Genomic DNA, 18,181 nt, shown 5'->3' with positions numbered 1-18,181 from the left:
TAACTATGACCGAATATGTTTTGTTGTTGGTCGGCACTGTGCTGGTGAACAACTTTGTACTGGTGAAGTTTTTGGGCCTATGTCCTTTTATGGGTGTGTCCAAAAAACTGGAAACAGCAATAGGTATGGGCTTAGCGACAACTTTTGTGCTAACGCTCGCGTCAGTGTGTGCGTATTTAGTGGAAAGCTACATCCTTCGTCCACTGGGTATTGAGTACCTTCGAACCATGAGTTTTATTTTGGTGATAGCCGTTGTGGTGCAGTTCACCGAAATGGTTGTGCACAAAACCAGCCCGACGCTTTATCGCTTGCTTGGCATTTTCTTACCGCTGATCACAACAAACTGCGCAGTATTGGGCGTGGCACTTCTTAACATTAATGAAAACCATAACTTTATTGAATCGATCATCTACGGCTTCGGCGCCGCTGTTGGTTTCTCATTGGTGTTGATACTTTTTGCATCCATGCGAGAGCGCATAGCCGCCGCCGACGTTCCTGTACCTTTTAAAGGTGCATCAATAGCAATGATTACAGCAGGTTTAATGTCACTCGCCTTTATGGGCTTTACAGGTTTGGTGAAGTAAGCGATGAGTACGATTTTAATTGCGATTATCGCGTTAGCGGTTCTGGCTGCGATTTTCGGCGCGATACTTGGTTTTGCTTCTATTCGCTTTAAAGTTGAAGCGGACCCTATTGTGGATCAAATCGACGCCATTTTACCGCAAACTCAATGCGGTCAATGTGGCTACCCTGGTTGCCGCCCTTATGCTGAAGCAATTGCAAATGGCGACCACATCAACAAATGTCCCCCTGGTGGTCAGGCAACAATCGAAAAGCTCGCCGACTTAATGGGTGTTGAGCCAGAAGAATCTGCGCACGATCTCGACAGCAAAATTCCAACCGTTGCGTTTATTCATGAAGACATGTGTATTGGCTGCACTAAGTGTATTCAGGCGTGTCCGGTGGATGCAATTGTAGGCGGAACAAAGGCGGTCCATACCGTAATCAAAGACGAATGTACGGGCTGTGACTTGTGTGTTGCCCCATGTCCGACTGATTGTATTGAAATGATTCCTGTGGCAACGACCACAGAAAGCTGGAAGTGGCAACTTCACTCCATTCCGGTACTTAACATTACGGATGCTGCCGACAATGCAGCGAACGTGAAAGATTCAATTAAGTAAGGTTTCACATGTTGTCTTTGATTGAACAAATTCGTACAGGCGCGCTTTGGGATTTCCCAGGTGGTGTGCATCCGGCAGAAAATAAAAAGCAGTCCAACAAAACTGAACTCGCTCATGCGGCTATCCCGTCAGAAATTGTATTGCCGCTAAAACAGCACATTGGTAAAGCGGGTAACCTACTGGTTGCCGAAGGTGACTACGTATTAAAAGGTCAGCCATTAACGCAATCGGAGACCGGCTTTACGGTTCCAGTGCATGCTCCAACATCAGGTACGCTCACCGCGATTGAGCCACGAACTGTCGCGCACCCTTCTGGGTTAAGTGAATTGTGCGCTGTCATCACGCCTGATGGTAACGATGCATGGTGTGAAAGAAACCCCGTCGCAGATTACCAACAAGAAACCTCTGACGCACTGATTGATGTTATTCGTCTCGCTGGTATTTCTGGTATGGGTGGCGCAGGCTTCCCTACTGCAAAAAAAATCCAATCAGGTTTTGCTCGTACCGAGATTCTTATCGTTAATGCAGCAGAGTGCGAGCCATACATCACGTCTGATGACAAGCTCATGCAAGAACATGCCGAAGAGCTTATTCAAGGTATCGAAATTGTCGAACATATCCTGACACCAAAGCTCACGATTATTGGCATTGAAGACAACAAACCAGAAGCAATCAAAGCGCTAGAAGCTGCGGCTATAAACAAAGATATCGTTATTCGCGTTATCCCAACTAAATACCCTTCTGGCGGTGAAAAACAGCTGATCAAAATTTTAACCAATAAAGAAGTGCCAAGTGGCGCGATTCCAGCCGATATTGGTATTTTGGTCCAGAATGTTGGTTCTCTTTACGCTATAAAACGCGCAGTCATCGACGGTGAGCCGATGATAAAACGCATCGTGACTCTCACTGGTAAAACCTTCAAACAACCACGCAACGTTTGGGCATTATTAGGGACACCAGTACAAGCACTGTTGGATGAGTTTGGCTATAAAGCAGATAAGAAGTTACAGCGTTTAATTATGGGTGGGCCAATGATGGGCTTTACCCTTCCTCACTCCCAAGTGCCGATTACCAAGACAGCAAACTGTATCCTTGCTCCGACTCGTCGTGAGATCTCTCCGCACCAGTATGAGATGGAATGTATTCGCTGTAGCCAATGTGCCGAAGCATGCCCTGCTTCGCTGCTGCCTCAACAACTGCAATGGCATGCGAAAGCTGAAGAGTATGACAAACTCGAAGAATTAAACTTAAAGGATTGTATCGAGTGCGGCGCTTGTGCGTTTGTATGTCCAAGTGAAATTCCGCTTGTACAGTACTACCGCCAAGCGAAAGCAGAAATTAGAACTAGAACACAAGAAGCGGAAGCTGCAGAGCGAGCAAAACTGCGTTTTGAAGAGAAAAAAGCGCGTATGGAACGCGAAAAAGCAGAACGTGAAAATCGCTTCAAGAAAGCTGCCGATCAACGCCGAAAAGAGATGAAGTCTTCTGGTAGCGATGATGCGATAGCAGCAGCGATCGCACGAGTGAAAGCTCAAAAGACAGAAACCACTGAAAAAGCAGAGCCAGCAGTAAAACCAGCCGTAGCGGCAGCCATTGCCAAAGCGAAGGCTAAACAAGCGGCAGCAGCTAAAGCAGGCTCTAGTGAACCTGATAACTCAGAAATGGCAAAACTGCGCGAAGAACGCAAACGTCTTGCTCGCGAACGTAAAGCGCAAAAAGAACAAGGCGAAACGCCAGACAATAACGCTGATGATAAAAAATCGGCAGTTGCGGCCGCCATCGCCCGAGCTAAAGCGAAAAAAGCACAACAAGAAGATTCAACTGAATCTGTAGAATCGGAAACGTCTGCGCAGCAAGACGGCGATCCGAAAAAAGCCGCGGTTGCTGCTGCCATTGCACGTGCCAAAGCACGTAAAGCGAAGCAAGCAGACTCAACTGAAGCGGAAGAAGCTGACGCACCTGCTGAGCAAACCGACGATCCGAAAAAAGCCGCAGTTGCCGCTGCAATTGCTCGAGCCAAAGCGCGCAAAGCGAAGCAAGCAGACTCAACCGAAGCGGAAGAAGCTGACGCACCTGCCGAGCAAACCGAAGATCCGAAAAAAGCCGCCGTGGCTGCTGCGATTGCACGTGCCAAAGCACGAAAAGCGAAGCAAGCAGACTCAATTGAAGCGGAAGAAGCCGAAGCACCTGCCGAGCAAACCGAAGATCCGAAAAAAGCCGCCGTGGCTGCCGCGATTGCACGTGCCAAAGCACGTAAAGCGAAACAAGCAGACTCAACTGAAGCGGAAGAAGCTGAAGCACCAGCCGAGCAAACCGACGATCCGAAGAAAGCCGCAGTGGCTGCTGCCATTGCACGTGCCAAAGCGCGTAAAGCGAAACAAGCAGACTCAACTGAAGCGGAAGAAGCTGACGCACCTGCCGAGCAAACCGAAGATCCGAAAAAAGCCGCCGTGGCTGCTGCCATCGCTCGAGCCAAAGCGCGCAAAGCGAAGCAAGAAACGCAAACAGAGCCTGTTGAAGAAGCAACCTCCGAAGAACCAGAAGTGGATCCGAAGAAAGCCGCGGTTGCCGCAGCAATTGCGCGCGCGAAGGCACGCAAAGCGCAACAAGAAGCTAATAAAAATAATACTGAGGAGAACGAGTAGTGTCGTTTTTTATTGCCAGTTCACCGCATACCCACAGTCGTCGTAGTACGCCAGATTTAATGAAATGGGTGGCACTTTGCGCACTTCCAGGTTTAGTAGCTCAAACCTACTTCTTTGGCTGGGGTACGCTTATTCAGCTGATTTTTGCCATTGCAGTCGCTGTATCCCTTGAAGCCTTAGTCATGATCTGTCGTAAACGCTCACCAATGAGAGCGCTACGTGATAACAGTGCAATAGTTACCGCTTGGTTGTTAGCCGTTGCTATACCACCATGGTCTCCGTGGTGGATTATGGTGATCGGGCTTATTTTTGCGATAGTAATCGCTAAACACCTCTATGGTGGCCTTGGACAAAACTTATTCAACCCTGCAATGGTCGCTTATGTGGTCTTGTTGATCTCTTTCCCAGTACAAATGACGAGTTGGAGTGCACCGACATCACTCATACCTGATCATGTAAATTTTGCAGATACACTCTCTTTAATTTTTACGGGCTATGATTACGACGGCTTATCACTTCAGCAAGTTCGCTCAGGTGTTGACGGCGTGACAATGGCGACACCACTTGATGCATTTAAGACTGGCATTCTTACAGGTGCCACTCCAAGCGAAGTAATGTCGCAGCCGATATTTGATGGCTTAGGTGGTATTGGTTGGCAATGGGTAAACCTTGCTTACCTTCTTGGCGGCATAGTCATGATCAAAAAGCGTATCATCCAATGGTATATTCCAGCAGGTTTCCTTGCGAGTCTGACTCTGTTTAGCCTAGTGTTCACGTTGCTGACGCCAGGGGAAACTGCGTCGCCAGTTTTACACTTGTTATCTGGTGCAACCATGCTTGGCGCATTCTTTATTGCAACCGATCCCGTTTCGGCGTCTACCACCGTCAAAGGACGTTTAATCTTCGGTGCGCTTATTGGTGCTTTGGTTTTTATCATTCGCAGTTGGGGCGGTTTCCCAGATGGTGTTGCATTTGCAGTGTTGCTTGCAAATATGTGTGTGCCACTGATCGATTACTACACCAAACCTAGAACTTACGGTCACTGAGGTAAACATGTTAACCGCTATTAGAAAAAATGGTCTGACACTCGCGATATTTGCATGTGCAACAACCGGATTAGTCGCCCTTACTCAGTACCTAACAAAAGACCAAATCAAGGTACAAGAGCAAAAACAATTACTTTCTGTTTTGAATCAAGTCATTCCAGAAAACATGCATGACAACGCACTCACGCAAGCTTGTACAATGGTCACGTCTCCAGATCTGGGGACATTACGTGCGATGCCAGCCTACCTCGCCACGAAGAATGGTGAACCAACAGCAATCGCAATAGAATCTATCGCGCCAGATGGCTACAATGGTGAGATAAAAGTGATTACTGGGATTGATAATCAGGGCAATATTTTGGGGACACGCGTCCTAAACCACCAAGAAACCCCTGGTCTGGGCGATAAAATCGATCTTCGTGTCACCGACTGGATCCTGAGCTTTACAGGAAAACAAGTCACGGAAAACAATTGGAATTCTTGGAAAGTTCGTAAAGATGGCGGCGATTTCGATCAATTTACTGGTGCAACGATCACGCCAAGAGCCGTCGTAAAAGTGGTGCGAAATACCGTTAACTACGTAAACCAATCTCGTGAAGACATTCTTAACCAGCCGTTAGGCTGTGAAGGAGAGCAGTAATGAATGAGAATAAATTACTGATGAAAAACGGTATGTGGAGTAACAACCCCGCTCTCGTACAACTGCTGGGCTTATGTCCACTGCTAGCGGTTTCTTCCACGATAACCAATGCATTAGGTCTTGGTATTGCAACCTTACTCGTGCTAGTTGGATCCAACGTAACAGTTTCTCTTATTCGTAACTATGTGCCAAAAGAGATCCGTATACCTGTATTCGTTATGATCATTGCCTCACTCGTTACCTGCGTTCAGTTGTTAATGAATGCCTATGCGTACGGTTTGTACCTGTCTCTAGGTATCTTTATTCCTCTGATTGTAACGAACTGCATTATTATTGGCCGAGCAGAAGCTTACGCGTCAAAAAATGATGTTGCACCCGCTGCGCTAGATGGTTTGTGGATGGGCCTTGGTATGACGAGCGTCTTGGTTGTTTTAGGTGCCATGCGCGAATTGATTGGTAATGGCACACTATTCGACGGAGCAGACCTTCTCCTAGGAGACTGGGCTTCAGCTCTACGGATTCAAGTTTTCCAATTTGACAATAGCTTCCTGTTAGCGCTTCTCCCACCTGGTGCATTTATCGGTGTTGGGCTGTTGATAGCGCTCAAAAATGTCATAGATAATTCAATTCAGGCACGTCAACCAAAAGAAGAAAAACCAACCATAGAACGTGCTCGCGTCACTAACGCATAACAAGATAAGGCTCTGTCATAGGAGCCTTTTTCATAAACCGCAGAGACGGTATTGGAAGTCAGCAATGAACAAAATAAAAAGAATCGAAATTCTTGAGCGATTACGAGAAAACAATCCGAATCCTCAAACTGAGCTTAACTGGAGCTCCCCTTTTGAGCTGCTAATCGCTGTATTACTATCAGCTCAAGCAACCGATGTAAGCGTCAATAAAGCCACCGACAAGCTTTTCCCTGTAGCGAATACACCTCAAAGCATTCTTGATTTGGGAGTCGATGGCTTAAAAGAATACATAAAGACCATCGGTTTGTTTAACTCAAAGGCAGAAAACACAATCAAGACTTGTAAGATCTTGTTGGAAAAACACAATGGTGAAGTTCCTGAAGATCGTGCCGCGTTAGAAGCGCTACCAGGCGTAGGTCGCAAGACCGCAAACGTCGTGCTCAACACCGCTTTTGGTTGGCCAACTATTGCCGTCGATACGCACATTTATCGCGTGTCGAATCGCACTAAATTTGCGATGGGAAAAACGGTTGATGATGTCGAGCAGAAGCTATTAAAAGTTGTGCCAAAAGAGTTCAAACTCGATGTGCACCACTGGCTCATTCTTCATGGTCGTTATACGTGCGTAGCAAGAAAGCCTCGCTGCGGTAGCTGTATTATCGAAGATTTGTGCGAATATAAAGAGAAAGTATACCCAGATAGCTAATGCTATTTGTAAATCAAAGCTAGGAGCAAAAAATGTCAAACGGTCGAATTCTCCACACTATGCTTCGCGTAGGTGATCTAGACAAATCCATCAAGTTTTACACTGAAGTTATGGGCATGCAGCTGCTTCGTACTAACGAAAATAAAGAGTACGAATACACGCTAGCGTTTCTTGGTTATGGTGACGAATCCCAAGGTGCAGTGATCGAACTGACTTACAACTGGGGTAAAACTGAGTATGACCTAGGTACTGCTTTTGGTCATATCGCCATTGGTGTTGATGATATCTACACAACTTGCGACGCTATCAAAGCGGCGGGCGGTAATGTGACGCGTGAGCCAGGTCCAGTAAAAGGCGGAAGCACGCACATTGCATTCGTAAAAGACCCAGATGGTTATATGATTGAGCTTATTCAAAACAAGCAAGCTTCAGCAGGTCTTGAAGGCTAAGCGGCACTTCTAATAATCACTTGTACTGCAAGTTGAACTCCGATTACAGGCAGGTCTGCGATCTGCCTGTCCTTTTATAAACAAAACCCTTTACTTGATAATAGTTATCGTTTAGATTTGTCCGCAACTTCGATATGCGGGATTACGATAATGATCAGTGAATGGGAAAAACACACACTTCTAGCCGATACGGCACTTCAACTAGATGACCCTGTTCGCAGTATTCTTCATTACCAGCAAGCCCTAAGCCTGAGTGAAGATATTAGCGAATGTGTGGAAATTGAGGCGGACGAGCGATTATTAATTTCTGTGATTTCTTGTCATAACTTAGCTCAGTTCTGGCGTTGGGCTGGAGATACTGACTATGAACTCAAATACCTTCAACTGGCCTCTGAGAAAGTCTTAACACTTATCCCACAATGCCCAAATAAAGAGTGTGCAAGCTTTATCGACTCGATAGGATGCTGTACTAAGGCGTTGATAGACTTTATGAAGCGTCACCCTAATCCAGCTATTGCCAAACAGGTTGAAAAAATAGATACCGCAACCAATTGCGAAGTCATTGCCAAATTCCGCTTAAACTAACATTCAAATTATACAGCAGGAATCACCGAAAGGTGCTTGGCAAAATACCACTAAAATATTATTAACAACGTCAGTAAATCAAAAACGCCGAAGCTTTCAGCTTCGGCGTTTTTATATGCATCACACTTGGGTTCGCCCTAGAGATATCACGACTCGGCGGTTTTTGTCTTTTCCTATTGGGGAACCGTTATCTGCAATAGGACGACGCTTGCCGTACCCTTGCACTTGAATTCGATCTTCCGGTAGCCCTAGAGACTGAAAATAGTCACGAAGTGACTCTGCACGTCGCTCTGATAAACTTTGACTCGCACTTTTACCATCGGTTGAATCTGTGTAAGTCGCCACCAGCACGAGATCGATATCTTGATTATGTCGGATATAATCTGCAATTTGTGATAAACGCTTTTTAGAAGCCTTGGTTAACTGATCACCTTGTCTTTCGTAGTGCAAAATCGTAAAAGCAATGTCCTCAAAACTGTATTTCAATAAGTTTGAAATACAGTCGCTAAACGCGTTGTACTTGTTTTGAAATAGTACTGATGACAATGCGACTTCAATTCTCTGATCTCGGCTCTGCCAATCTTGGTAGCTAAAAGTCGGATAACGGCCTTTTTCCAGCTCAGACAAAATGCCCCATGCTGTTTGCCCTCCGACATAACCATCAAACTGTTTAAAAAACTTTAGGTTTGTAATTCGATCGGCGTGTTCACCTGGTCGCCAAGGTGGCGGCATAGAAATGAGACTGACGTTACGTGTTTCTCCCATCGGGCGACGCATTTTTAACTCAAAGTCTAAATTGATTTTTTTATTCGCACGAGATGAAAATACCGCATCTCCAAAGCTTGGAATGGGGTGTACAAGCTGACATTCTAATGGTGTATTGACCACCATTTCCCATTGAGATTGCTGTGGAGTCGCAGCATAACGTTTGCCCATCAAAGCGAAGCTGCTTGTGCTAAACAACGAAAATACAACACCACTGGTAATCAGCCATTTCTTCATCTAATACTGTCTCTTAAACGGCAGTCTGTTGCCGTCAATTTGCATCAATAAAACCACTTCAACCGGCATGCAAAAATCTCGCCAATATAGGGTTATCTGTCACACTGCCATTAATGTGAGCCACCGTGTTCCAATCACCTTAACCGCCACTTAGCGTTTTACTTCCTCATGTTTTATCGGTTTACATGATGCAAAGTATGGCGAATAAACGTCTACATAATATGCAATACAAACTTATTGATTGGATGCAAAATAGAATTCCGGTTTTCTCTTAAATTGCGGTTTTTCTCATCGGTATAATCTGCAATAATGCAGCCTTCGTCACACAAAAATAAGCCAACATGACACTAGAAAATGAAGCTCTAACCTTGAAAAAACGCTTTCGTGGTTATTTCCCTGTGGTAGTAGACGTTGAGACCGCTGGTTTCAATGCTCAAACTGATGCACTTTTAGAAATCTGTGCCGTTACGTTGAAAATGGACGAACATGGCGTGTTGCATCCGGCCTCCACCATTCATTTTCATGTGGAACCATTTGAAGGCGCTAACTTAGAAAAAGAAGCGCTTGAATTCAATGGTATTCGTGACCCTTTCAGCCCTCTTCGAGGTGCTGTTTCTGAGCAAGAGGCGCTAAAGGAAATTTATAAGCTTATTCGCAAAGAACAAAAAGCCGCAGATTGCTCACGTGCAATTATGGTTGCTCATAACGCAGCATTCGACTTGGGTTTTGTAAATGCAGCAAATGAACGCTGTAAACTAAAAAGAGTCCCTTTTCATCCCTTTGCTACTTTTGATACGGCTACATTAAGTGGCCTTGCTTATGGCCAAACAGTTCTCGCTAAAGCATGCAAAACAGCCGGGATGGAATTTGATAACCGTGAAGCACACTCTGCGCTTTACGATACACAAAAAACAGCAGAATTATTCTGCGGTATTGTCAACAAATGGAAGGCCCTCGGCGGTTGGCCGCTTGTCGACGAAGAATAATAAGTAAACACAACATATTAGGAAAAGTATGAATCCTGTCGTTATATCAGTGTGCGTCATGCTCGTGTTAGCATTGATGCGCGTAAACGTGGTGGTTGCCCTCACGTTTAGTGCCATCGTAGGCGGCCTAGTCGCAGGCATGAGCCTTGGGGATACGGTTGCCGCATTTGAAAGTGGTCTAGGTGGCGGTGCAACTATCGCGCTAAGCTACGCCATGTTAGGTACTTTCGCTGTTGCCATCTCGAAATCAGGCATCACGGATCTACTGGCCAAAAGTGTTATCAAGCGCTTAAATGGTAAAGAAAACTCGGCGTCAACTACCGGGTTAAAGTACGCGGTGTTAGTCGCGCTCGTTCTTGTCACTATGTCATCTCAAAACGTAATTCCGGTCCATATCGCCTTTATTCCAATTTTGATTCCACCTCTTTTGGGCGTATTTGCGAAACTTAAGCTCGATCGACGTTTGGTCGCGTGTGTTCTTACCTTCGGTTTGATCACACCTTACATGATCTTTCCTGTTGGTTTCGGCGGTATTTTCTTAAACAACATTCTGTTAAAGAACCTACATGACAACGGTTTGGAGAATGTGGTTGCAAGCCAAGTCCCAACCGCCATGTTACTGCCTGGTGCAGGTATGCTGTTTGGTCTATTACTGGCTATCTTTGTTAGCTATCGTAAACCGCGTGTCTACAAAGAAACTGAGTTGACTGTCGTTGACGAAACCGATCATGTCATCAATAAAAAGCACATCTTGGTTGCGGCACTTGGTATTGTCGCTGCATTGGGTGTTCAGCTTTACACGGGTTCAATGATTATCGGAGCTCTAGCTGGCTTTATGGTGTTTACTTTCGGCGGCGTTATTGCATGGAAAGAGACGCACGACGTGTTCACTAAAGGTGTACACATGATGGCAATGATTGGCTTCATCATGATTGCAGCGGCAGGTTTTGCAGCAGTAATGAAGCAAACTGGCGGTGTTGAAACACTAGTACAATCGCTATCAACCAGCATCGGTGACAATAAGCCTTTAGCTGCACTACTGATGCTGATCGTTGGCCTGTTGGTAACAATGGGCATTGGTTCATCGTTCTCTACGATTCCAATCCTTGCAACTATCTATGTGCCTCTTGCGCTAGCATTTGGCTTCTCGCCGATGGCAACGATTGCACTGGTAGGTACTGCGGCTGCGTTAGGTGATGCAGGCTCTCCAGCTTCTGACTCTACATTAGGCCCTACATCTGGTCTAAATGCCGACGGTCAACATGAGCACATTTGGGAAACAGTCGTTCCAACCTTTATCCATTACAATATCCCTCTAATCATCTTTGGTTGGATTGCAGCAATGGTGCTTTAATACTATTGTTTGGATGGATATACATTTAGTTACGAAAAAGCCGCTCAATGAGCGGCTTTTTGTTATTCATAACTGTGGTTATTGCGCTGGCATATTGTCAATAATACGCTCACGAATCAGCTTCAAGGTTGGTTCTGTCGACAGGTAATCGATGGCAATCGGAAAATAAGCGTCGTTAATTTTAAGAACCAAGCTAGGGTAAGAGCTCACACCTAGGCTCTTTGCAAGGCTCAATTGATCTTCGAACACACCTTCTAAGAAAGAGCCATCCATGTCATTCTTGAATTGCTGAACATTCAAGCCAATTTCTCTCGCTAGTTGCAAGTGAGTGGCTTCTTCATGAGGAGGCATCGCACGTAAGTAATACGCATGCTGAATCGCTTCTAGCATCTGCTCATAAGAATCTTGAAAGCCCGCTGCAATAACCGCACGACAAGATTGGTAAGTGCTTCTTACTGGCGTACAAAGCTTCCAGAAATCGTAGTTAAACTTAGTGCCTAACTGGCGCTCAATCTGCTTCCAAATACCTTCGAGTTTTTGTTGCATCTCGGGCGGCATCGGTAAATTAGTATCTGGCGCAAGACCACCAACCACATACTCAAACTGAATCACACCTGGCAGTTGCTGTTTTAGTTTATCCAGCGTTGGTTTGTAACCCCAACACCAACTGCACATTGGGTCATGCACGTAGTAAAGCTTTATGTTCATTCCACTAACCTAAAAAGAAAAAGGAGCCAGTACGGCTCCTTCGTATTCTATCGCTAAATGTGAGTATTTACGAATTACTCAGCTTGATCTTCAGCGCGCGCTGCTGCTTCTTTGATTAGAGGCTGCAGTTCACCTTTTTGGAACATTTCTAGAATAATGTCACAACCGCCGATAAGCTCACCTTCAACCCATAGTTGAGGGAAAGTTGGCCATTGCGCGTACTTTGGTAACTCAGCACGGATATCTGGGTTTTGCAGAATGTCTACGTAAGCGAACTTCTCACCACATGCCATTAGTGCCTGTGACGCTTGAGAAGAGAAACCACAGCTAGGTAGTTTCGGTGATCCTTTCATGTACAGCAGGATTGAGTTTTCAGAGATCTGCTGTTTGATTTTGTCGATAGTTTCCATCGCTTCCTCATTCATGGGTTTGAACTTTATTTATTTGCCACATTCTACTCAATAACGACAGAATAAAAACCATATAATTAATAAGGCTTAATTTTAGGTTGCTCATTGGCGAGCAATGCAGCACTTCACCACTGCTAACCTCTTAAAATATTTTCATATCGGGGTTTTAATAAAGTAAAAACTTGCTAAAATACTTAGCAAGTCAGCCTTAAAGGCGACATAGCTATAAAAAAACACTGGAAGCAATCGAAAGGTCATCCTTTCAAATCAATGGAGAATCGAGTAATGGCATTTGAACTACCAGCTCTTCCTTACGCGAAAGACGCACTAGAACCACACATCTCAGCAGAGACTCTAGACTACCACCACGGTAAGCACCACAACACTTACGTTGTTAAGCTTAACGGTCTTATCCCTGGTACTGAGTTCGAAGGCAAAACTCTAGAAGAGATCATCAAGACTTCTACTGGTGGCGTATTCAACAACGCAGCGCAAATCTGGAACCACACGTTCTACTGGCACTGTCTTGCTCCAAATGCGGGCGGCGAGCCAACTGGCGCAGTTGCAGACGCAATCAACGCAGCATTCGGTTCTTTTGAAGAATTCAAAGCGAAGTTTACTGATTCAGCAATCAACAACTTCGGTTCTTCATGGACTTGGCTTGTTAAGAAAGCTGACGGCTCTCTAGAGATCGTTAACACTTCTAACGCTGCTACTCCTCTAACAGAAGAAGGTACAACACCACTTCTAACTGTTGACCTATGGGAACACGCGTACTACATCGATTACCGCAACGTACGTCCTGATTACATGAACGGCTTCTGGGCTCTAGTAAACTGGGACTTCGTAGCTGAGAACCTAGCGAAGTAATATACTTCCCCCTAAGTTCAATTTAGTCTTATTCAAAAGCTCGCTATTTAGCGGGCTTTTTTGTTTCGCCTTCCCTAGCACCTTTAAATAATTCCCTCTTTTACTAAAGTTCTTCTTATCCACGCCGTTAAAAGAGCATCGAGCGAGGAACATCATGCAAATTCATACGTTAGACAAAGCTGCAATTATCAACGAACTTCAGTTCGGTAATGGTATTAACCATGCCGTACACGAAGGTCGTCGTGCGGATTTCTCGCTGATTCTGTCTATGTTCTCTAATGATGTTCGCGATGTGGTCCCGGTTGAAGAGGTCCAGGAAGTCATCACCAGTGACAGTATTCTTCGCCAACAATTGGGTTTATCGCAACCTCAAGCTCTTCGTTCTGATAGCAGCAGCTATGAACTCGCAGCTGAACAAGCGAAACAGTTTCACGATGCAGGATTGCCTTCCGCAAAGCTGAGCCATTACCTAAAACCAGATGCGCTGACTTACCTGCCTGAAGACACATTCAACCTACCAGAGGAGGTTTATCACAACCTATCTGGTCATGAGCGACGCAGATTGGGCGAACGAAACAAACAACTGATCCCAGATGCTGGGCTATATAATCAGCTAGTGACGGCTCAACGTCAGCATCAAATTCAAGCTAAAGCATAGAGATCCGCTTTTTATCCAATAGCTTGCAATACCTACACGTCAGAAATGTGACGTCTTACAAATTACCGCACAATAGTCCTCACTCGAAAGCGTTAGTTTGAAGCCTTTCACACTGAACCCAACGAATTTCAACCATGCTATTAGCACAAACCACTGGTGTATTGTTTTTCACATATGGATACAGTGAAGGTGCTATGGATATCAAAGAATCAATTATTCTCGTCACGTCTGCAGGTTCGGTTATAGGAAGAACCTGTGCAAATCACTTTGCTCACCTTGGAGCAACGTTGATTCTTTGTGACCAAAATTCTAGCGCTTTGAGAGCGAGCTATGAGCAAATCAGCGCTTTCACTGACAAAGTGTATGCGATGAATGTGTGTAGTGATAACACAACGTCCATTAACTTATTGTTTGACCAGATAGAATCACAGCTACGTGCGACACCAGATGTGATTGTTAATTGCTGGACCAGCTCCCCTATGCCTGGCTTAATGGCGCCAGAACCGATGAGTACTTACATTGATCACTTGTCGTCTGCGGCACGCTTCCTTTATACCTACGGCCAAGTAGGAGCAGAGCGCTTTCGAGCCAGAAACAAGAAAGGCGTCATTGTTAACGTCATTTCTCATGACAACCATGAAGACTTTACGGGAGTTGAAAGCATGGCGGCGTTGGTGTCAGGTTTTACTTACAGCTGGGCAAAAGAACTCACACCATTCAACATTCGAGTGGGCGGCGTTATTCCCTCGGTAAATCATACAAAAGAAGAGCTCAACGAGAGGCACTGGGCTGAGATCCAAGACGAACTAGTCCGCAACACAGCATACATCGTCGCGAATGAATACTTCAGTGGCCGAGTAGTTGCGACCGAAGTGTAAGCATACACAGCAACTCTGTTTTCCCAAGCCAGATGTAACTCCTGCACCAAAATAAAAAAAAGCCCCAGTCATTTGACTGGGGCTTTAACCTTTTCCCGATTAAGGTTCCGTGCTAGCGAAAACCTTGCTCACTCGATTTTTTAATTACGCGTCAGCTTTTTCTTTCTTTGCTTTAGGTGCTGCTTTTGCTGCTTCTTGGTCTGCTTTCTTCTTGATAACAGTTGTACCTTCGAAAGTTTCGCCTTCAACAAATGCTTTACCGTAGTAAGAAGCCATCAACACATCTTTAAGTTCGCTGATTAGAGGGTAACGTGGGTTCGCACCAGTACATTGGTCATCGAACGCTTCTACCGCTAGCTCATCCAGTTTCGCTACGAAATCTGATTCAGCAACACCTGCCGCTTGGATAGACATTGGGATGTCTAGGTTCACTTTTAGTTCATCCAACCATGCTAGTAGACGTTCAATCTTCTGAGCAGTACGGTCACCTTCTTGGCTTAGGCCTAGGTGGTCAGCAACTTCAGCGTAACGACGACGTGCTTGTGGACGGTCGTATTGAGAGAACGCAGTTTGTTTAGTTGGATTGTCGTTCGCGTTGTAACGTACCACGTTAGAGATAAGTAGTGCGTTAGCTAGGCCGTGTGGCAAGTGGAACTCAGCACCCAGTTTGTGAGCCATTGAGTGACAAACACCTAGGAATGCGTTCGCAAATGCAACACCAGCGATAGTAGCTGCGTTGTGTACTTTCTCACGAGCGATTGGGTCATTTGCACCGTTCGCATAGCTTGATGGTAGGTACTCTTTTAGCATCTTAAGTGCTTGAAGAGCTTGGCCATCTGAGTATTCGTTAGCAAGAACTGATACGTAAGCTTCTAGAGCGTGAGTTACTGCATCGTAACCACCAAATGCTGTTAGAGACTTAGGCATGTTCATTACTAGGTTCGCATCAACGATTGCCATGTTTGGCGTGATTTCGTAGTCAGCTAGTGGGTATTTCGCACCAGTCTTGTCGTCAGTAACAACCGCGAATGGAGTAACTTCTGAGCCAGTACCTGAAGTTGTAGTGATACATACAAGCTCAGCTTTTTTACCCATTTTAGGGAACTTGTAGATACGTTTACGGATGTCCATAAAGCGCATTGCTAGTTCTTCAAAGTGAGTTTCTGGGTGTTCGTACATTACCCACATGATTTTCGCTGCATCCATTGGTGAACCACCGCCTAGCGCTAGGATAACGTCAGGTTGGTAGCTAGCCATTTGAGCCGCACCTTTTTCTACTACAGACAGTGTTGGGTCAGCTTCAACATCGAAGAATGTTTGAACTTCCATGCCTTGAGCTTTTAGTAGGCTTACTACGTCATCTGCGTAACCGTTGTTGAATAGGAAACGGTCAGTTACTAGGAATGCACGTTTCTTACCTTCTAGGTCGCCCAGTGCGATTGGAAGGCTACCACGACGGAAGTAGATTGACTTAGGTAGTTTATGCCACAACATGTTTTCAGCTCGCTTCGCTACAGTTTTCTTGTTGATTAGGTGTTTAGGACCTACGTTCTCAGAGATAGAGTTACCACCCCAAGAACCACAACCTAGCGTTAGAGATGGCGCAACGTTGAAGTTGTACAAGTCACCGATACCGCCGTGAGTAGTCGGGATGTTGATTAGGATACGAGCTGTCTTCATCTTGTCACCGAAGTAACGGATACGGTCAGCGTTAGTATCTTGGTTAGTGTAAAGACCAGATGTGTGGCCGATACCACCAATCTCAACCATAGTTACCGCTTGAGCAACCGCGTCTTCGAAGTTGTCAGCACGGAATAGACCTAGAGTTGGAGATAGTTTCTCGTGAGCGAATGCGTCATCGTGAGATACTTTGCCCAGACCTTCACCAACAAGAACTTTAGTGTCTGCTGGAACTTTAACGCCTGCCATTTCAGCGATTGCTGCTGCTGGCTGACCTACGATTTTCGCGTTTAGCGCGCCATCGATAAGAAGCACTTTACGAACTTTATCAGCTTCTGCTTTGCTTAGGACATAAGCTTTGTGAGAAGCAAAACGCTCTTTCACTTCGTCGTATACTTCATCAACTACGATTGCCGCCTGCTCAGAAGCACATACTACACCGTTGTCGAAAGTCTTGGACATAAGGATAGAAGCAACAGCACGTTTGATGTCTGCTGTTTCATCGATAACAACAGGAACGTTACCTGCACCTACACCGATTGCTGGCTTACCAGAAGAGTAAGCGGCTTTAACCATGCCTGGACCACCAGTTGCAAGGATAAGCGCGATGTCATCGTGTTTCATTAGAGCGTTTGAAAGCTCAACAGAAGGCTGGTCGATCCAACCGATGATGTCTTTTGGTGCGCCTGCTGCTACTGCTGCATCTAGAACGAGTTTAGCTGCATCGTTAGTTGAGTTTTTCGCACGTGGGTGTGGTGAGAAGATGATACCGTTACGAGTCTTCAAAGAGATTAGAGATTTGAAGATCGCTGTAGAAGTTGGGTTAGTCGTTGGTACGATACCGCAGATGATGCCTACAGGCTCAGCGATAGTCATAGTACCTAGGTTGTCATCCTCTTCTAAGATGCCACACGTTTGTTCGTCTTTGTATTTGTTGTAGATAAACTCAGAAGCGAAGTGGTTCTTGATTACTTTATCTTCAACAATACCCATACCAGATTCTTCTACCGCTTGTTGAGCTAGCGGGATACGGGCCTGGTTAGCTGCAAGCGATGCTGCACGAAAGATTTTATCTACTTGCTCTTGAGAGTAAGTAGCGAACTCTTCTTGCGCTTTCTTAACGCGAGCAACCATTGCATCTAGTTCAGCCATATTAGTTACAGGCATAGGGAATCTCCTAAAATTAACAAATATTAAAAACTTTTTACTAAGGCTATTACTTATCGTTTTTACTGTTTATCAGTCACTTAGAAAACAAACGTCTTAGTAAATTGCTTTCAGGACTGAGTATAATATTTCAGAGTGTGAAAAAAATTGACTTGGATCAGTTCTCACCACCTAAATACTACCAAAGTGGTGCCTCATCACACCAAAATTACATAAATCACTGATAAACAAATAAATTAACTTTCATTTTTTATTGAGCAAAAAAGAAGCAAATGGACAAATAAATAAAAGAAACTACAACAATCTGTAAAAAAGTTTCATTTTTGACCAACAAAATTACATGTAGGCCCAATTCTTTGTGCTACTGAGAGTATATCGAACCGAATACATCTCTCTACAAACCACCTTGGTTTTTATCAAAAATGTGCGAATGTTAACGTTTATGTAAAACAGTGCAATTTATCAGCAACTTTATACATAACATTTCCTTTCCAGATTAGATACAGTTTATTAAAGAATTA

The 18,181-nt window shown here is 44.9% G+C and carries 18 protein-coding genes; 14 read left to right on the top strand and 4 right to left on the bottom strand.

All coding sequences use genetic code 11. The annotated features are described in order from the left end of the window. Window positions 1–5: 5 nt before the first annotated feature. The 9 genes from rsxA to R7Q47_RS14245 all read left to right on the top strand — a co-directional run bounded on the left by rsxA (window position 6) and on the right by R7Q47_RS14245 (window position 7,947). Window positions 6–584 carry an electron transport complex subunit RsxA gene (rsxA, locus tag R7Q47_RS14285; RefSeq protein ID WP_005380762.1) on the top strand — a complete coding sequence of 193 codons (579 nt, stop codon included), beginning with the start codon at window positions 6–8 and terminating at the stop codon, window positions 582–584. Between the two features lie 3 nt (window positions 585–587). After that, window positions 588–1,184 carry an electron transport complex subunit RsxB gene (rsxB, locus tag R7Q47_RS14280; RefSeq protein WP_005380760.1) on the top strand — a complete coding sequence of 199 codons (597 nt, stop codon included), beginning with the start codon at window positions 588–590 and terminating at the stop codon, window positions 1,182–1,184. 8 nt (window positions 1,185–1,192) lie between these two features. Next, complete coding sequence (rsxC, locus tag R7Q47_RS14275) at window positions 1,193–3,829, top strand: electron transport complex subunit RsxC (RefSeq protein ID WP_248486880.1); 2,637 nt, start codon at window positions 1,193–1,195, stop codon at window positions 3,827–3,829. Then, window positions 3,829–4,875 (top strand): electron transport complex subunit RsxD, encoded by a 1,047-nt coding sequence (rsxD, locus tag R7Q47_RS14270; protein WP_005390256.1) that lies wholly within the window; start codon window positions 3,829–3,831, stop codon window positions 4,873–4,875. The genes rsxC and rsxD overlap by 1 nt, the downstream gene beginning before the upstream one ends. Window positions 4,876–4,882: 7 nt before the next feature. Then, a complete protein-coding gene (gene rsxG / locus R7Q47_RS14265; protein ID WP_047103464.1) occupies window positions 4,883–5,515 on the top strand; it encodes an electron transport complex subunit RsxG in 633 nt (210 codons plus the stop codon). Then, window positions 5,515–6,207: an electron transport complex subunit E gene (locus R7Q47_RS14260; protein ID WP_005380745.1), complete on the top strand. Its 693-nt coding sequence runs from the start codon at window positions 5,515–5,517 to the stop codon at window positions 6,205–6,207. Before rsxG ends, R7Q47_RS14260 begins: the two co-directional genes overlap by 1 nt. 64 nt (window positions 6,208–6,271) lie before the next feature. Next, the gene (nth, locus tag R7Q47_RS14255; protein ID WP_005380743.1) at window positions 6,272–6,913 is read left to right on the top strand and encodes an endonuclease III; all 642 of its coding nucleotides are present in this window, start codon (window positions 6,272–6,274) and stop codon (window positions 6,911–6,913) included. A 32-nt stretch (window positions 6,914–6,945) separates the two neighbouring features. After that, the gene (gloA, locus tag R7Q47_RS14250) at window positions 6,946–7,362 is read left to right on the top strand and encodes a lactoylglutathione lyase (protein ID WP_005380739.1); all 417 of its coding nucleotides are present in this window, start codon (window positions 6,946–6,948) and stop codon (window positions 7,360–7,362) included. 150 nt (window positions 7,363–7,512) lie between these two features. After that, the gene (locus R7Q47_RS14245) at window positions 7,513–7,947 is read left to right on the top strand and encodes a DUF2753 domain-containing protein (protein WP_005384886.1); all 435 of its coding nucleotides are present in this window, start codon (window positions 7,513–7,515) and stop codon (window positions 7,945–7,947) included. Window positions 7,948–8,067: 120 nt separating this feature from the next. Here R7Q47_RS14245 and motY read toward each other — a convergent pair whose 3' ends face one another. Further along, window positions 8,068–8,949, bottom strand: a complete 882-nt coding sequence (gene motY / locus R7Q47_RS14240) for a flagellar protein MotY (protein ID WP_005384887.1) — start codon at window positions 8,947–8,949, stop codon at window positions 8,068–8,070. A gap of 341 nt (window positions 8,950–9,290) precedes the next feature. On the opposite strand from motY, the gene rnt reads away from it, so the two are divergent. Together rnt and R7Q47_RS14230 are read left to right on the top strand one after the other, a co-directional pair. Further along, window positions 9,291–9,935 carry a ribonuclease T gene (gene rnt / locus R7Q47_RS14235; RefSeq protein WP_005384888.1) on the top strand — a complete coding sequence of 215 codons (645 nt, stop codon included), beginning with the start codon at window positions 9,291–9,293 and terminating at the stop codon, window positions 9,933–9,935. 28 nt (window positions 9,936–9,963) lie between these two features. Beyond that, complete coding sequence (locus R7Q47_RS14230) at window positions 9,964–11,289, top strand: Na+/H+ antiporter family protein (protein ID WP_248486882.1); 1,326 nt, start codon at window positions 9,964–9,966, stop codon at window positions 11,287–11,289. A 78-nt stretch (window positions 11,290–11,367) separates the two neighbouring features. Here R7Q47_RS14230 and R7Q47_RS14225 read toward each other — a convergent pair whose 3' ends face one another. Together R7Q47_RS14225 and R7Q47_RS14220 are read right to left on the bottom strand one after the other, a co-directional pair. After that, complete coding sequence (locus tag R7Q47_RS14225; protein WP_132936849.1) at window positions 11,368–11,997, bottom strand: DsbA family protein; 630 nt, start codon at window positions 11,995–11,997, stop codon at window positions 11,368–11,370. 74 nt (window positions 11,998–12,071) lie between these two features. Then, window positions 12,072–12,407, bottom strand: coding sequence for a Grx4 family monothiol glutaredoxin (locus tag R7Q47_RS14220; protein ID WP_017635833.1), 336 nt, complete (start codon window positions 12,405–12,407; stop codon window positions 12,072–12,074). Between the two features lie 285 nt (window positions 12,408–12,692). Between R7Q47_RS14220 and sodB the strand changes: the two genes are divergently transcribed. From sodB to R7Q47_RS14205, 3 genes are all read left to right on the top strand, one after another. Next, complete coding sequence (gene sodB, locus R7Q47_RS14215; protein ID WP_005396533.1) at window positions 12,693–13,277, top strand: superoxide dismutase [Fe]; 585 nt, start codon at window positions 12,693–12,695, stop codon at window positions 13,275–13,277. 154 nt (window positions 13,278–13,431) lie between these two features. Next, complete coding sequence (locus R7Q47_RS14210) at window positions 13,432–13,935, top strand: VC2046/SO_2500 family protein (protein WP_033907342.1); 504 nt, start codon at window positions 13,432–13,434, stop codon at window positions 13,933–13,935. Window positions 13,936–14,069: 134 nt separating this feature from the next. Beyond that, window positions 14,070–14,813 carry an SDR family oxidoreductase gene (locus R7Q47_RS14205; protein ID WP_065274723.1) on the top strand — a complete coding sequence of 248 codons (744 nt, stop codon included), beginning with the start codon at window positions 14,070–14,072 and terminating at the stop codon, window positions 14,811–14,813. Window positions 14,814–14,957: 144 nt separating this feature from the next. Here R7Q47_RS14205 and adhE read toward each other — a convergent pair whose 3' ends face one another. Next, entirely contained in the window at window positions 14,958–17,660 is a 2,703-nt protein-coding gene (adhE, locus tag R7Q47_RS14200) for a bifunctional acetaldehyde-CoA/alcohol dehydrogenase (protein WP_005380731.1), read from the bottom strand. Window positions 17,661–18,181: the final 521 nt, after the last annotated feature.

This window comes from Vibrio sp. Vb0349 (assembly GCF_033338975.1).
This window is presented reverse-complemented; position numbering and strand designations above follow the sequence as displayed.

Coding starts and splice junctions, on each gene's coding strand:
- adhE (WP_005380731.1), bottom strand. CDS start 17,660: ATGCCTGTAACTAATATGGCTGAACTAGATGCAATGGTTGCTCGCGTT.
- gloA (WP_005380739.1), top strand. CDS start 6,946: ATGTCAAACGGTCGAATTCTCCACACTATGCTTCGCGTAGGTGATCTA.
- rsxA (WP_005380762.1), top strand. CDS start 6: ATGACCGAATATGTTTTGTTGTTGGTCGGCACTGTGCTGGTGAACAAC.
- R7Q47_RS14205 (WP_065274723.1), top strand. CDS start 14,070: ATGCTATTAGCACAAACCACTGGTGTATTGTTTTTCACATATGGATAC.
- R7Q47_RS14220 (WP_017635833.1), bottom strand. CDS start 12,407: ATGGAAACTATCGACAAAATCAAACAGCAGATCTCTGAAAACTCAATC.
- nth (WP_005380743.1), top strand. CDS start 6,272: ATGAACAAAATAAAAAGAATCGAAATTCTTGAGCGATTACGAGAAAAC.
- rsxG (WP_047103464.1), top strand. CDS start 4,883: ATGTTAACCGCTATTAGAAAAAATGGTCTGACACTCGCGATATTTGCA.
- rsxC (WP_248486880.1), top strand. CDS start 1,193: ATGTTGTCTTTGATTGAACAAATTCGTACAGGCGCGCTTTGGGATTTC.
- R7Q47_RS14225 (WP_132936849.1), bottom strand. CDS start 11,997: ATGAACATAAAGCTTTACTACGTGCATGACCCAATGTGCAGTTGGTGT.
- rsxB (WP_005380760.1), top strand. CDS start 588: ATGAGTACGATTTTAATTGCGATTATCGCGTTAGCGGTTCTGGCTGCG.
- motY (WP_005384887.1), bottom strand. CDS start 8,949: ATGAAGAAATGGCTGATTACCAGTGGTGTTGTATTTTCGTTGTTTAGC.
- rnt (WP_005384888.1), top strand. CDS start 9,291: ATGACACTAGAAAATGAAGCTCTAACCTTGAAAAAACGCTTTCGTGGT.
- R7Q47_RS14210 (WP_033907342.1), top strand. CDS start 13,432: ATGCAAATTCATACGTTAGACAAAGCTGCAATTATCAACGAACTTCAG.
- sodB (WP_005396533.1), top strand. CDS start 12,693: ATGGCATTTGAACTACCAGCTCTTCCTTACGCGAAAGACGCACTAGAA.
- R7Q47_RS14245 (WP_005384886.1), top strand. CDS start 7,513: ATGATCAGTGAATGGGAAAAACACACACTTCTAGCCGATACGGCACTT.
- R7Q47_RS14230 (WP_248486882.1), top strand. CDS start 9,964: ATGAATCCTGTCGTTATATCAGTGTGCGTCATGCTCGTGTTAGCATTG.
- R7Q47_RS14260 (WP_005380745.1), top strand. CDS start 5,515: ATGAATGAGAATAAATTACTGATGAAAAACGGTATGTGGAGTAACAAC.